The organism is Pseudomonas sp. HS6-2 (assembly GCF_049325675.2).
GTDB lineage: Bacteria > Pseudomonadota > Gammaproteobacteria > Pseudomonadales > Pseudomonadaceae > Aquipseudomonas > Aquipseudomonas putida_N.
The window spans coordinates 4,816,764-4,829,904 of the sequence record NZ_CM143906.1 but is presented as its reverse complement, the minus strand read 5'-3'; the positions used below and the strand labels follow the sequence as shown (position 1 = coordinate 4,829,904).

Annotated in this window: 16 protein-coding genes; 11 read left to right on the top strand and 5 right to left on the bottom strand. The window is 61.3% G+C overall.

Annotation, left to right across the window (positions count from 1 at the left end):
• Position 1 precedes the first annotated feature (1 nt).
• The 9 genes from cobU (at position 2) to ACOKS3_RS22505 (ending at position 6,614) form a co-directional block, all read left to right on the top strand.
• Entirely contained in the window at positions 2–523 is a 522-nt protein-coding gene (gene cobU, locus ACOKS3_RS22545; RefSeq protein WP_422762961.1) for a bifunctional adenosylcobinamide kinase/adenosylcobinamide-phosphate guanylyltransferase, read from the top strand.
• On the top strand, positions 520–1,575 hold the full coding sequence (gene cobT, locus ACOKS3_RS22540; protein WP_422762962.1) for a nicotinate-nucleotide--dimethylbenzimidazole phosphoribosyltransferase: 1,056 nt from the start codon (positions 520–522) through the stop codon (positions 1,573–1,575). The genes cobU and cobT overlap by 4 nt, the downstream gene beginning before the upstream one ends.
• Positions 1,572–2,129, top strand: a complete 558-nt coding sequence (gene cobC, locus ACOKS3_RS22535) for an alpha-ribazole phosphatase family protein (RefSeq protein WP_103449522.1) — start codon at positions 1,572–1,574, stop codon at positions 2,127–2,129. Before cobT ends, cobC begins: the two co-directional genes overlap by 4 nt.
• Position 2,130: 1 nt before the next feature.
• Positions 2,131–2,859: an adenosylcobinamide-GDP ribazoletransferase gene (locus ACOKS3_RS22530; RefSeq protein WP_103449523.1), complete on the top strand. Its 729-nt coding sequence runs from the start codon at positions 2,131–2,133 to the stop codon at positions 2,857–2,859.
• Positions 2,860–3,005: 146 nt separating this feature from the next.
• Positions 3,006–4,184 carry a glycoside hydrolase family 5 protein gene (locus ACOKS3_RS22525; RefSeq protein WP_422762963.1) on the top strand — a complete coding sequence of 393 codons (1,179 nt, stop codon included), beginning with the start codon at positions 3,006–3,008 and terminating at the stop codon, positions 4,182–4,184.
• 42 nt (positions 4,185–4,226) lie between these two features.
• The gene (locus ACOKS3_RS22520) at positions 4,227–4,631 is read left to right on the top strand and encodes a MarR family winged helix-turn-helix transcriptional regulator (RefSeq protein WP_103449525.1); all 405 of its coding nucleotides are present in this window, start codon (positions 4,227–4,229) and stop codon (positions 4,629–4,631) included.
• A gap of 63 nt (positions 4,632–4,694) precedes the next feature.
• The gene (locus ACOKS3_RS22515; protein WP_103449526.1) at positions 4,695–5,897 is read left to right on the top strand and encodes an MFS transporter; all 1,203 of its coding nucleotides are present in this window, start codon (positions 4,695–4,697) and stop codon (positions 5,895–5,897) included.
• Positions 5,894–6,016 carry a hypothetical protein gene (locus ACOKS3_RS22510; RefSeq protein WP_258035899.1) on the top strand — a complete coding sequence of 41 codons (123 nt, stop codon included), beginning with the start codon at positions 5,894–5,896 and terminating at the stop codon, positions 6,014–6,016. The genes ACOKS3_RS22515 and ACOKS3_RS22510 overlap by 4 nt, the downstream gene beginning before the upstream one ends.
• Positions 6,017–6,062: 46 nt before the next feature.
• Positions 6,063–6,614: a glutathione peroxidase gene (locus tag ACOKS3_RS22505; RefSeq protein ID WP_103449889.1), complete on the top strand. Its 552-nt coding sequence runs from the start codon at positions 6,063–6,065 to the stop codon at positions 6,612–6,614.
• Between the two features lie 46 nt (positions 6,615–6,660).
• Here the strand turns inward: ACOKS3_RS22505 and ACOKS3_RS22500 are convergent, their stop codons facing one another.
• Positions 6,661–6,921, bottom strand: coding sequence for a DUF2798 domain-containing protein (locus tag ACOKS3_RS22500; protein WP_103449527.1), 261 nt, complete (start codon positions 6,919–6,921; stop codon positions 6,661–6,663).
• Between the two features lie 114 nt (positions 6,922–7,035).
• On the opposite strand from ACOKS3_RS22500, the gene ACOKS3_RS22495 reads away from it, so the two are divergent.
• Complete coding sequence (locus ACOKS3_RS22495) at positions 7,036–7,965, top strand: LysR family transcriptional regulator (protein ID WP_103449528.1); 930 nt, start codon at positions 7,036–7,038, stop codon at positions 7,963–7,965.
• 260 nt (positions 7,966–8,225) lie between these two features.
• On the opposite strand, the gene ACOKS3_RS22490 is transcribed toward ACOKS3_RS22495, so the two are convergent.
• The 4 genes from ACOKS3_RS22490 to ACOKS3_RS22475 form a co-directional block, all read right to left on the bottom strand.
• Complete coding sequence (locus tag ACOKS3_RS22490; RefSeq protein WP_422762964.1) at positions 8,226–9,251, bottom strand: IS110 family RNA-guided transposase; 1,026 nt, start codon at positions 9,249–9,251, stop codon at positions 8,226–8,228.
• A 111-nt stretch (positions 9,252–9,362) separates the two neighbouring features.
• Positions 9,363–10,628, bottom strand: a complete 1,266-nt coding sequence (locus ACOKS3_RS22485) for an OmpP1/FadL family transporter (protein WP_103449529.1) — start codon at positions 10,626–10,628, stop codon at positions 9,363–9,365.
• A gap of 146 nt (positions 10,629–10,774) precedes the next feature.
• Positions 10,775–11,257 carry a hypothetical protein gene (locus ACOKS3_RS22480; RefSeq protein WP_103449530.1) on the bottom strand — a complete coding sequence of 161 codons (483 nt, stop codon included), beginning with the start codon at positions 11,255–11,257 and terminating at the stop codon, positions 10,775–10,777.
• 248 nt (positions 11,258–11,505) lie between these two features.
• Complete coding sequence (locus tag ACOKS3_RS22475) at positions 11,506–11,730, bottom strand: hypothetical protein (protein ID WP_103449531.1); 225 nt, start codon at positions 11,728–11,730, stop codon at positions 11,506–11,508.
• 956 nt (positions 11,731–12,686) lie between these two features.
• Here ACOKS3_RS22475 and ACOKS3_RS22470 point away from each other — a divergent pair.
• The gene (locus ACOKS3_RS22470) at positions 12,687–13,046 is read left to right on the top strand and encodes an SEL1-like repeat protein (protein ID WP_103449890.1); all 360 of its coding nucleotides are present in this window, start codon (positions 12,687–12,689) and stop codon (positions 13,044–13,046) included.
• Positions 13,047–13,141 lie beyond the last annotated feature (95 nt).

Sequence of the window (13,141 nt, the reverse complement as noted above, 5' to 3'; positions counted from 1 at the left end):
CATGCGCAACCTGATCCTCGGCGGCGCCCGCTCGGGCAAGAGCCGCCTGGCCGAGCAACTGGCCAGCGACAGCGGCCTGCCAGTCACCTACATCGCCACCAGTGAGCCGCTCGATGGCGAAATGAACGAGCGGGTGCGCTTGCACCGCCAGCGTCGGCCTGAACACTGGGGGCTGATCGAAGAGCCACTGGCCCTGGCGGGCGTGCTGCGTGCAGAAGCCGCCGAAGGCCGTTGCCTGCTGGTGGACTGCCTGACCTTGTGGCTGACCAACCTGCTGATGCTCGAAGATCCCCAGCGGCTGGCCGCAGAGCGCGATGCGCTGCTCGACTGCCTGGAGCACTTGCCTGGCACCCTCATTCTGGTCAGCAACGAAACCGGCCTGGGCGTAGTGCCCATGGGCGAGCTGACCCGCCGTTATGTCGACCTGGCCGGCTGGCTGCACCAGGCCGTTGCCGAACGCTGTCAGCGCGTGGTACTGACCGTCGCCGGCCTACCTCTCATGCTCAAAGGACCCGCTCTATGAACCAAGCCTGGTGGCGTGATGCCTGCCAACCCCTCGACAACGCCGCCATGGACCAGGCCCGCGCCCGTCAGCAGCAGCTGACAAAACCTGCCGGCTCGCTCGGCCAGCTGGAAGGCCTGGCCGTGCAACTGGCCGGCCTGCAAGGCCGCGAGCGGCCAACCCTGGATCAGGTCGCAATCACCATTTTTGCGGGTGACCACGGCGTGGTCGAAGAGGGTATTTCGGCCTACCCGCAGGCAGTCACCGGGCAGATGCTGCGCAACTTCGTCGGCGGTGGCGCGGCGATCAGCGTGCTCGCGCGCCAGCTGCAGGCCAGCCTTGAAGTGGTCGACCTCGGCACCATCGACCCTGAGCTGGAACTGCCAGGGGTGCTGCACCTGCGCCTCGGCACTGGCACCGCCAACTTCGCCCGCCAGCCGGCCATGACCGATGCCCAGCTGCAGGCTGCCTTGCAGGCTGGTCGCGACAGTGCCCTGCGTGCAGAGGCCAATGGTGCGCAGTTGTTCATCGGTGGCGAGATGGGCATCGGCAACACCTCTGCCGCTGCCGCGCTGGCCAGCACCTTGCTGGCCAGCCCGGCGCGGGAGTTGAGTGGGCCGGGTACCGGCCTGGACAGCGCCGGCGTTCGCCACAAGGCCGAAGTGATCGAGCGCGCCCTGGTGCTGCACGGCCTGCGCGCCGACCAACCGCTGCAGGCGCTGGCCTGTGTCGGCGGCTTCGAGATCGCTGCGCTGACGGGAGCCTACCTGGCCTGCGCCCAGCAAGGCATTGCCGTGCTGGTGGATGGCTTCATCTGCAGCGTCGCGGCATTGCTGGCGGTGCGCCTCAATCCGCAGAGCCGTGACTGGCTGCTGTTCGCTCACCAAGGCGCCGAGCCTGGGCACAAGACCCTGCTCGCGGCACTGCAAGCCCAGCCATTGCTGGCGTTGGACCTGCGCCTGGGCGAAGGCAGTGGCGCCGCCCTGGCGGTGCCGCTGATGCGTCTGGCCTGCGCCCTGCATGGGCAGATGGCGACCTTTGCCGAAGCGGCGGTGGCGGACCGCCCGGCATGATCCTTGACCTGCTGCGTCACGGTGAAACGGAGCAGGGCGGCGGCCTGCGTGGCAGCCTGGACGATGCCTTGACCGACAAGGGCTGGGGCCAGATGCGTGACGCGCTGACAGGTGCAGGCCCCTGGGATGTGCTGGTCAGTTCGCCGTTGCAGCGCTGTGCGCGTTTTGCCGAGCAGCTGGGCATGCCGGTTCAGCTGGAAGCTGATCTGCAAGAACTGCATTTCGGTGAGTGGGAAGGGCGCAGCGCCTTGCAGATCATGCAAACGCAGGCTGACGAGCTTGGGCGTTTCTGGGCCGATCCGTACAGCTACACACCGCCCGCAGGGGAGCTTGTCGCGGCCTTTGCCGAGCGTGTGCTCTTTGCCGTCGGGCGCCTGCGCCAGCAGCATGCCGGCAAGCGCGTGCTGCTGGTCACCCATGGCGGTGTCATGCGCCTGCTGCTGGCACGCGCCCGTGGGCTGCCCAAGGAGCAGTTGCTGCAGGTCGAGGTTGGCCATGGCGCCCTGGTGCGCCTGGCGGTGGATGAGAGCGGCGCCATGCACGAGGTGCTTTGACATGCTGCCGTTCTGGATTGCCCTGCAGTTTCTCAGCAGCCTGCCGGTGCGTTTGCCGGGGATGCCCGAGCCACGTGAGATGGGCCGCTCGTTGTTGTGCTACCCGTTGGTAGGGTTGCTGTTCGGCCTGTTGCTGTGGCTGGCCAACTACCTGCTGCTGGGGGCTGCGGCGCCGCTGCACGCGGCCCTGCTGCTGGCGCTGTGGGTGTTGCTCAGTGGCGCGTTGCATCTGGATGGCCTGGCTGACAGTGCCGATGCCTGGCTGGGGGGCTTCGGTGACCGCGAGCGCACGCTGCAGATCATGAAAGATCCGCGCAGTGGGCCGATAGCCGTGGTCACCCTGGTGCTGGTGTTGCTGCTGAAGTTCTGTGCCCTGTGGGTGCTGGTGGAGCAGGGCGCGGGCATGGCCTTGCTGCTGGCGCCGGTGGTGGGGCGGGCGGCGATGCTCGGGTTGTTTCTCGGCACGCCTTACGTGCGTCGCGGGGGCCTGGGGCAGGCGCTGGCCGAGCACTTGCCGCGGCGTACGGCCGCGTGGGTTCTGCTGGCCAGTTTGCTGTTGTGTTTGTTGGTGGGTGGCGCGCGCGCGATCTTGCCGATGCTGGCGGCGATGGCTGTATTCATCGGGCTGCGCCGGTTGATGTGTAAGCGTCTGGGTGGGACCACGGGTGATACCGCAGGCGCCATGCTGGAAATTCTTGAGCTAACTGTGCTGTTGGGTTTGGCGATTTAGGAAGAGTCCTACAGTTTTTGGCGAATATCCTTTCGGATAAGACTGGCTGCAGAATTGCGGAAAAATGCTGATAAAATTCAGGAAATGACGTCTTTTCTGCAACTATCTATGCTCGCGGTTTTCTTTCCACCGCGAAGGCATGGACAATGCGACGATTCCTGCTGGCCTTGTTGCTGGTCACCGTCAGTGGCTCCGTTACTGCAGCCGACCTGATCGACTTCTGGAACACCCCGCGCCACGGCGGCAACAGCTTCAATCGCTTGCCGCCGGACCAGGCTTACTTCGATGCGTTGAGTGCATATGGCGCGAGCTGGGTCCGGCTGTCCTACGACAAGTGGAAGCCAGCGCAGCGTGATTTCCTGTTGGGTGATGCGGACCGGTATGAGCAGTTGCCCGCTGCCGATCTCAAGCTATTGCGCGATACCCTGGATCGCGCGCACAGGGCAGGGCTCAAGGTGGTCATTGCGCCGCTATCGCTACCCGGCATGCGTTGGTCGCAAAACAACCAGGGGCAGTTCGATGACCGTCTTTGGCAAGGCAACGGTTACGCACGGCAAGCAGCCAGCTTCTGGCGCGATCTGGCGCGGGAGTTGAAAGATCATCCTGCCATCGCCGCCTACAACCTGATCAACGAACCTGCGCCCGAGAAACTTGGCGGCCTGGCCGAACATGCTGCGGCTGAACACATGCGGCAATGGTACGCCGAGGTGCAGGGTGGGGCGCGTGACCTGCCTGTGCTGTACGCGCAATTGATCGCGGCAATACGCGAGGTGGATGCCAAGACCCCGATCATGGTCGACGCGGGCTGGTTCGCCAGCGCCGACGCCTTCGGATACTGGCAATCGCCCTTGCAGGATGATCGAGTGCTCTACAGCGTCCACATGTATGAACCCTATGCGGCCACCAGTGCGCCGAACCTGTTGCGCAAGGCCCCCATCGACTACCCCGGCCCGGCGCCGTTCGGTGGTGAAAGTCAGCAGTGGGATGCCGAGCGGGTTCGTCAGTATCTGAGCCTGCCATTGGCCTGGATGGAGCGCATGAAGCTGCCGTCTTCCCGGCTGGTCGTGGGGGAGTTCGGGTGCATGCGCCGACTGCCCGGTTGCAGCGAGTACCTGGAAGACGTCCTCTCGGTCATGGACCGGCATCGGTTGCACTGGGCGTTCTACAGCTTCCGTGAAGACAACTGGGATGGTATGGACTACGAACTAGGGTCGGCAAAGGTGCCTTGGCGTTATTGGCAGGCGATCGAGCAAGGCACTCCTGACCCGTTGGCACGCAAGGCCACAGCGGAATTCGAGCCGATTCGGCGACGTTTGGCAGACTGAAACTTCTTGCAACAGCCTGGGTGCGGGTATATACACGTATTGATGTTGACCAGCGAATGCATCTGCACCCACCTGCGTCGCGCCGCCCGCGGGGTGAGCCGGCATTATGACGAGGCCCTTGCCGGCTTCGGCATCAATGTCGCCCAGTTTTCCCTGTTGCGCCACCTGCAACGGCTCGATCGCCCCAGTATTACCACGCTCGCCGAGGCCATGGGCCTGGAGCGCAGCACCTTGGGCCGTAACTTGCGCGTACTGGAGGCCGAAGGCCTGGTCGCCCTCGCCGATGGCGATGACCAGCGCAACCGTGTGGTGTTGCTGACCGAGGCGGGTGCAGCACGCTTGCAGGAGGCTCATCCAGCCTGGGAGCAGGCGCAATTGATGCTGGTCGAGCAGTTGGGCGAAGGACAGCGTGACGAGCTTGTGCGCTTGCTGGAGCGGCTTGCCTGAATCATAACGACTAGAAGCGGGTATATACCCGTAAAACCTTGCGATGTGCTGGAGATAACGACAATGACTTCGGTTTGGCGAACCAGCGGGTGGGTACTTGTGGGGGCAGCGTTGATCCTGGCGCTGTCCTTGGGTGTGCGGCACGGTTTTGGCCTGTTCCTGGCGCCGATGAGCGCTGACTTCGGCTGGGGCCGTGAAGTGTTCGCCTTTGCCATCGCCCTGCAGAACCTGATCTGGGGCCTGGCACAACCGTTTGCCGGTGCGCTGGCCGACCGCCTCGGCGCGGCGCGAGTGGTGATCATCGGTGGCATTCTCTATGCCGCTGGCCTGCTGTTGATGAGCACCGCCGATTCGGCCTGGTCGCTGTCGCTCAGTGCCGGCCTGCTGATCGGTATCGGCCTGTCTGGCACCTCGTTCTCGGTGATCCTCGGGGTGGTCGGCCGCGCCGTGCCGGCGGAAAAACGCAGCATGGCCATGGGTATTGCCAGCGCTGCCGGATCCTTCGGCCAGTTCGCCATGCTCCCCGGTACCCTTGGCTTGATCGAATGGCTGGGCTGGTCGTCGGCACTGTTGGTGCTTGGCTTGCTGGTGGTGTTGATCGTGCCCTTTGTCGGGCTCCTGCGTGACCGCCCGCTGCCCAGTCATGGTGCGGAGCAGACGTTGGGCGAGGCCCTGCGCGAGGCGTGCTCGCACTCCGGCTTCTGGCTGCTGGCCCTGGGCTTCTTCGTCTGCGGCTTCCAAGTGGTTTTCATTGGCGTGCACCTGCCTGCCTATCTGGTTGACCAGCACCTGCCGGCGGCTACCGGCACCACGGTGCTGGCGTTGGTCGGGTTGTTCAACATCGTCGGTACCTACACAGCCGGCTGGCTGGGTGGGCGCATGTCCAAGCCACGTCTGCTCACCACGTTGTATTTGCTACGTGCGGTGGTGATTGCGCTGTTCCTGTGGGGGCCGGTGACTCAGGTCAGTGCCTACCTGTTCGGTATTGCCATGGGGCTGCTGTGGCTTTCCACCGTGCCTTTGACCAATGGCACCGTGGCCACGGTCTTCGGCGTGCGCAACCTGTCGATGCTCGGCGGCATCGTCTTCCTGTTCCACCAGCTGGGCGCCTTCCTGGGGGGCTGGCTTGGAGGCGTGGTGTACGACCAGACCGGCAACTATGACCTGGTCTGGCAGATTTCGATTCTGCTCAGTGTGCTGGCTGCCGCGCTTAATTGGCCGGTACGTGAACGGCCGGTCGCCCGCTTGCAGGTGCAAGCGGCATGAACCGCTACCTGGCCCGCGGGCTGGTGCTGGTAGTTGCGGCATTGTTGCTGGTGCTGGCGTGGTGGGGCTGGCAGCGGGGCGGGTTGGCGTTGATGCAGCTGGGCATGAGCGTTTGTTAAGCGCTACCCTGCAAGTTCGAGGAGAGTCTTGCCGGAGGAATGAATGATGCGTGCCCATTGGTTGACGATGCCGTTGCTGGCGCTGCTGGCTGCCAGTACCAGCTGGGCTACCGACTGCCCGGCGCTGTTGCAGGGCAGCCTGCCTGAATTGCGTGGCAAGGGGCAGGTCGACCTGTGCCAACGCTTCGGCGGTAAGCCGCTGGTGGTGGTCAATACGGCCAGCTATTGCGGTTTCGCACCGCAGTTCGAGGGGTTGGAGTCGACGTACAAGGAGTATCACGAGCAGGGCCTGGAAATGCTGGGCGTACCGTCCAATGACTTCAAGCAGGAAGACGCTGATAGCGAGAAGACTGCCAAGGTCTGCTACGCCAACTACGGTGTAACCTTCACCATGACCAAGACCCAGCCGGTTCGCGGTAAGGATGCGATACCGCTGTTTGTCGAGCTGGCGCACCAGAGCAGCGCGCCGAAGTGGAATTTCTACAAGTACGTGGTGGATCGCCGAGGCAATGTGATCGGCAACTTCTCCAGCTTGACCAAGCCCGATGATCCCGCCTTCAGGGCCGCTATCGAGAAGGCGATCGCCTCGCATCCATAAGTGACCCATCGTAGGGGGAAGGTGTTCGCGTAGGGGCGGACACCTGTCAGTGTGGCTGCACCGTCATTGCCACCAGCTTCAACACCACCGGCCTTACCATCAGCACGCACACAAATGCCACTGGCATCGCCAATTGGTATGCCTTCAGAACATTGCTCAGGTAGTCCGGGTTCACCCCGGCATTCGCCGCAGTGATCACGAAGCACATCAGTAGCGCCATGATCGACGACATGTAGAAGGCGAACACGTACGGCGTAGCGCTTGGGCGTAGCTTGCGCCGGCTGCGCGTGTGGGACAGATTGCTCATGCGATCTCCTGAAGGTTGGCTGAGGGCGCAGGTTAGCAATGCCTGCGGCACCGGCTGTAGACCGGCTGGATTGAGTTCTTTATAAAGAGATTCTTACGAATCGAAGAGCTTGCCATGGATCTGCTCAACGCCATCCGCAGCTTCATCAAGGTGGTCGAAGCTGGCAGCATCGCCGCTGGCGCCCGCAACCTCGGCCTCAGCCCGGCGGCGGTCAGCCAGAACCTGGCGCGACTGGAAGGGCACCTTCACGTGCGCTTGCTCAGCCGTACCACTCGCAGCATGGCGCTGACGCCTGCCGGTAGCCAGTACTATGAGCGGGTCAGGCACATCGAGCGCGACCTGGCCCTTGCCGAACAAGCGGTCACCACGCCCGACAGTGAGCCACAAGGGAGGCTGTGCATCGCCTCGACCTCTGCTTTTGGTCGCCATGTGCTGGCGCCGCTGATCCCGGCCTTCAGCGCCCGCTATCCACTGCTTTCGATAGAGTTGATAACGACTGATCGCAAGGTCAATCACGCCCGCGAAGATGTCGATGTCAGCTTGCGCATCACCCCGCAACTGGAAGACCAACTGCTGGCGCGGCACATCGCCCGCATCCCGTTCACCTGCTGCGCGTCACCGGGTTACCTCGCCAGTGCCGGTTTGCCGACCGCCCCGGAAGTGTTGCGGGATCATCGCTGTCTGGTCTTCCGTTATCCGGTGGACGGCCGTTTCCTGCGTTGGGGCTTTGTGCGTGATGGCATGCGTTTCGAAGCGGAATTCGGCACCGTATTGATCAGTGATGACATCGATGCCCTGACTCAGATGGCCCTCAACGATGGCGGCATCACCCGCTTGGCTGAGTTTATCGTCAGGCCGCATCTGGCCTCGGGGGCACTGGTGCCGCTATTCGAATACCGCGACAGCGGCCAGGCCTATGCCCAGACCGAGCCAATGGATATCTACCTGTGCGTAGCTGACCGTTTCGCCATGACCGCAAAGGTGCGTGCGTTCATGGACTACCTGCGTGAGTCGTTGGGCGATAGCTGGCAAGTGCAGGCATGAAAAATCTATGGTCACCCCATTTTTTGCAATACTGATTAACGGATGAAATGGATGGCTTGCTTAAATCTATCCGGCGTCAAATTGGGGCAAGCCCCGCGCCACGATGAGAGCCGCGCCTGACGATCCTTAAAAACCGCTCGGCTTCGAGAGCCGATTTTTATGTCAGGATCCTCGTCAGGCCGGTAGGCCGTTTATTTCATCTATTGCTCAGCTATCGCAAAACCTGAAAGGTGAATCGTGGTACAGCAACAACCACAGGGTCAGGCGTTCAAGGCGCCTGGCCCTGTTTCGTATTGGGAGTGATGAGCAGAAATCGCCCAAGCTATGCGGGCGAATTTATTGGCCAGTGCACAGGCGACCACGTTTGAGTGTCGGCGCGTCATAAGCGCTCGCACCCAGTCCGCCAGAGCCCCCTTCTGCCGCGCCAGGTTCTGCATGTAGACCCTGGCGCATTGCACCAAAAGGCGTCGCAGATTCTTGTCGCCTCGCTTGCTGATCCCTAGCAAGTTAGCTTTGCCGCCAGTGCTGTACTGCCTGGGCACCAAGCCTAGAGAAGCGGCAAAATCGCGACTGCAGCCGTATTGCTGACCATCGCCCATTTCCACAGCCAGCAGGCTGGCGGTGATCGGCCCGACACAGGGCATGCTCAACAAACGACGCCCTAGATCATCGTCGGCCAGCTGGCCAACCAGCTCTTTATCCAGTGCCTTGACCTGCTCGTCCAAATAGGCGAAATGGTCATGCAGACGTTGCAGCAGCACTGTCAGCCGAGCAGGCAGCTCGTGCTCCGCTAGAACAGCAGACAAACGCTTCATGACCGCCAGGCCCTGAGGCAAGCTGATGCCGAACTCAAGCAAGAACCCATGCATCTGGTTGACGGCCTTAGTGCGGTCACAGATCAGTGACTCGCGTAGGCGATGTAACACAGAAAGAGTCTGCTGAGCTTCGGTCTTGGGCGAAACGAAACGCATCGAAGGGCGCGAAGCGGCTTCGCAGATAGCTTGCGCATCGACGAAATCGTTTTTGTTGCCTTTGACAAAGGGCTTAACGAACTGAGGAGAAATCAGCCTCGCCTGATGCCCCAGGGCGGTCAGCTCAAGAGCGACGAAATGTGCGCCGGCGCATGCTTCCATCACCACGGTGCACGCTGGCAGGTTGGCGAAGAACCGCATCATTTGCTGTCGTGAGAGCTTCTTGCGAAACAGCTCCCGGCCGGGCTTATCCTGGCCGTGCAGATGAAAGGTATGTTTGCCGAGGTCGATACCGACCAGCGCCAAATCGCTCATGATGATGGCCTCCGGAATGAAAACACCCTGCGAAAGCGTAGCCCTCGCAGGGTGTCGGGGTGACCATCTCATTAACCGCCACGAGGGCGGTTTTTCATGCAACGGTACGAATCAGAAGCGGTAGGTGAGCGAGGCACCGATACCGTGCGCGCTGTTTTCGTACTTGGCCTGGTAGCGGCCCTTGGTGGGGCTTGCCAGGTTGACCTTGGTGTCCTCTTCCCACAAGTAGGAGTAGGCCACATCGATGGTCATGTCGTCGGTTGGGCTGTAACCGGCACCGATGCTGATCGCCTTGCGATCACCCGTAGGAATGCGCGGCGAGCGGTCGGTGTTGTTGGTTGGCGACTGGTCGACGGAGAAGCCAGTACGCAGCACCCACTCCTTGTTCACCTTGTAGGAGGCGCCAATGGCGTGAGCCCAGGTATCGTGCCAGTTCTGCTCTTCGGTAATGGTACCGAACTGGGCTCTTAGCGGTGCCGGGACGTCGTTGTTGACGGTGATGTTCTCCAGGCGGCTCCAGCGAGTCCAGGTGCTGCCTGCATACAGGGTCCACTGGTCGTCCAGTTCGTGGGTGACCGAGAAGTCCACCGACTCAGGCGTCTTGATCTTCAGGGTGGCGTCGAACTTGCTGCCACTGAAAGGCCCGATCAGGGCGTTGTTGATCTTGGTATCGCCTTCGAGTTTGTAGTCGACCATCGAGTGGTAGGTCAGGCCGACGCGGGTGCGGTCGGTGGCCTGTACCAGGATACCGACGTTGTAACCGACGGCGGTGTCGTCACCTTTGATCTTCACCTCGCCATCGTTCACGCCTGGAGAGCGCGGGTTGATGGTGTTCGAGCCCAGCTCGCCCTTGATGCGGTTGATGGTCGGGCCGAAACCGATCGACACCTTGTCGTTGAAGGCGTAGCTGACGGTAGGCTGGAAGGTGATGACCTCGACGTGGCTCTTTTTACCCCAGTAGCGAGCGGCGTCGCCGCTGCCGTAGTCGGTCACCAGGCCGTATGGGACGTAAACACCAAAACCGACGCTCCAGTGCTCATCGATCGGTTTCACGTAGTAGCCCATTGGTACGCCGACGGTAGGCACCATGTCGCCGTCGGTTTCGCCTGGCAGTGGGCTGCTGCCCGGGCCCGAAATGTCAGTCTTGGCGATTACAGCTGCTCCGCCCACGGTCACTTGCTGACGTTTGAGGCGCGACATGCCGGCCGGGTTGCCATACACGGTGCTGGCGTCATCGGCAGAAGAAGAACGACCTGCGAAACCTGTTCCCATGCCGCTGATGCTTTGTTCGTTAAGTGCGAAGCCGGCAGCGAACAGTTGGCTTGATGCCAGGGCAACGGCTACGCCGAGGGAGGTTTTGAGCATTGCTTTTTTCATTATTAGAAACTCCTTGTGATCTCCGGGGCGAAAAGCTACCAACAATTTACGCGCCGCGCTATAGCCTGGATCACAGGAGATAGCGCGGTTTTGTAGGACAATCCGACCAAAATTCCATTTTTTCCGGTAATGGTGTAGGACGCTTCTTAAGATGCCTGTGGCAATTTCTGCTCAATGCACAATTGCCAGGCCTGTGTGAAGTCGCGCAGGCGACCTTGAGGGTGGAAAATCTGCCGCCAGATACGTGCGAGGCCGAGCAAGTCGTCGGCCGCTGGCAGCGCCATGGATTGCTCTTCGATGAGCATCCAGGCGATGGCGGTGGAGTAGCGCAGGTTCACCGTGAGCTCCAGATGCGGCCCGCCGAGGAAGGCGTGCTGGCTGGCCAGGCCACGTACCAGGCTGGCCAGTTCCGGGTCACGCGCAAGAAAGTGGTCCCAGACGGCCTGGTGACGGCTTTCGCCAATGCGGTAGAGGCCGTGGCCACGGCGGTCGTGCAAGGCTGAACCAAGTGCCGACTGGCAGGCCGCGATACCGAGCAAAAGGGCCTCGGCACTGGCGCAGTGACGATTCAGATAGACCAGAGTTGGTCGAATCACATACTGACACAATTCATTCGCCGCAATACCCATGATGCCCTCGAGCAGTAAAGGGCCGACGGGCGCTGGAGCTTGGCAGCTGGAAATTGGTCAGGCCCGCCGGAAGCGGTAAGGACCGCTCGAGTTGAAGTGTAGTGTGATAATCGTGGTGTAAAGGGCTGTTTTTAAATCGATTGCTGCCTGCGGTCCAGCGCTATATGCCTTGCAGCACTTAGGCCAAGAACGATCAGGCAGCATGTGGCAGGTGCCATTCAGTCTCTGAATACCCCGATATTCGCCAATCACGCGGTGAGCGATTGGCGGGTGCGGGCGATCACCGCCTGCAGCGGTTCCGAGCGGTTGTACTGTTCAGGGTACAGGCGTTCGGTGTGGCAGGCGACGCCGTGCTCGTCCACCAGGGTGAAGCTGAAGTTGCCCTTGCGTGGGGCGGTGATCAGGCACTTCAACGGCGAGAAGGCCTGGGAGAGGGTGCCAATGGCAGCCTGAATTTGATGATGAGTTTGCATGTTGTTGGAGGTTCCTGCTTTAAGCACGGGAGATATGATCCGTGCATGATAGAAACGTTCCAGTGACGCCTTTATTAAGGGACGAACGAACCTGACTGGAACAGGGCAGCCAGAGATAGCGCATTCAAAGTGTGGGCGCTTGGGCTGACTGGTAGGTACTTCAGAAGGCAGGCAGCACGCCGGGGCCAAGGTTCTAGGCCGTCGAGGTGGAATCCTGATCAATCTTCCGGTTGATTCGTGCTTGAACAGCGCTGGGCTGGCGAGTGAATCATCGAGTGGGGCCGGTCCTGGTTTCAGCAGCGATCGTTTGGGAGAGCGATGGGCTGCAAGGACGCTTCTGGCCAGAATTGACTTTCAGCTTGGGTACTAACGGTGCGCACCTTACCGAAAATGTAAGACCTTTGCAAGCTTTGTACGTTTCTTCAGGTGAGCCGCGCAGTATGGCCTCTCTTTCGCCTTATGGGAAGAGGGGGCACCTGGCCTCCAACCGGCCTGATGTGCCATTTTCGTGCATCCAAATGCGGGCTTTCGGTGCACTTGTTCACATTCGAGGCGTGACTTGTAACAGCCTGGCAACAGCCCTGATCAGGCCCGCCAATGACTTGACTGGCACCTTAAGTCAATGAAAAAAAACACTAATTTTTGCTGGTGAAAAAATCGTCAGTTTGACTGTAGGCCCCATTTCATGGGGGTTTGCGGGCTCATTGGAGGGGTTGTCCACCGAGTTATCCACAGGAACTGTGGATTGTCCCGAGCGCTTGCTCTAGGACGGGCGTGCCAGCAAATTAGAGAACTGTCCGACAATCGACAGGCATCAGTCGACCAGCCAGTCATCCACTCGGAAACGTCAAGAAAAAATCATCGAAAAAAAATTTCAATCCTCCGGAAATCGACACGTCATGCACGAAAAAAAGGAGTAGAGTGGCGCGCCTTTCGAGTTGCCATCCCTGTCGGTCATGAAGTTTCGCGGTAAATCCCTCGCCAGCCCCGCTGTTGCCTCGTCAGCCCCCTCGCCCAAACGCTTTTCCCTGAAAGTGGCCCTGTGGCTGCTCGACAGCCCGCGCCTGGGTGAAAAGCAGCAGGTCAAGCACATCGCTGGGCGCCTGCTCAAGCAGCCCGCGCGTGAAGGTGTGGTGGTTGCGCAGAGCCGGTTGGGGCAGATGCTCTGCCGTGATTGCGGCAATGCCCGCGACCGACGCATCGGCCATGAACTGCTGCGCCAGGCGGCGCGGGCCGGGGACCGGCGGGCGCAGCTGGAGTATGCGCGGCTGTTCCAGGCCGATGCGCCGGAACAGGCGCCCGCCCCAGCAGACTGATAAGCTGCACTCAACTCGCAACAGTGATCGGGGTAAGCATGGCAGTGGATCTGACCAGCATTCTGCTGGGCTTGGTGGCAGGGGCCTTGCCTTGC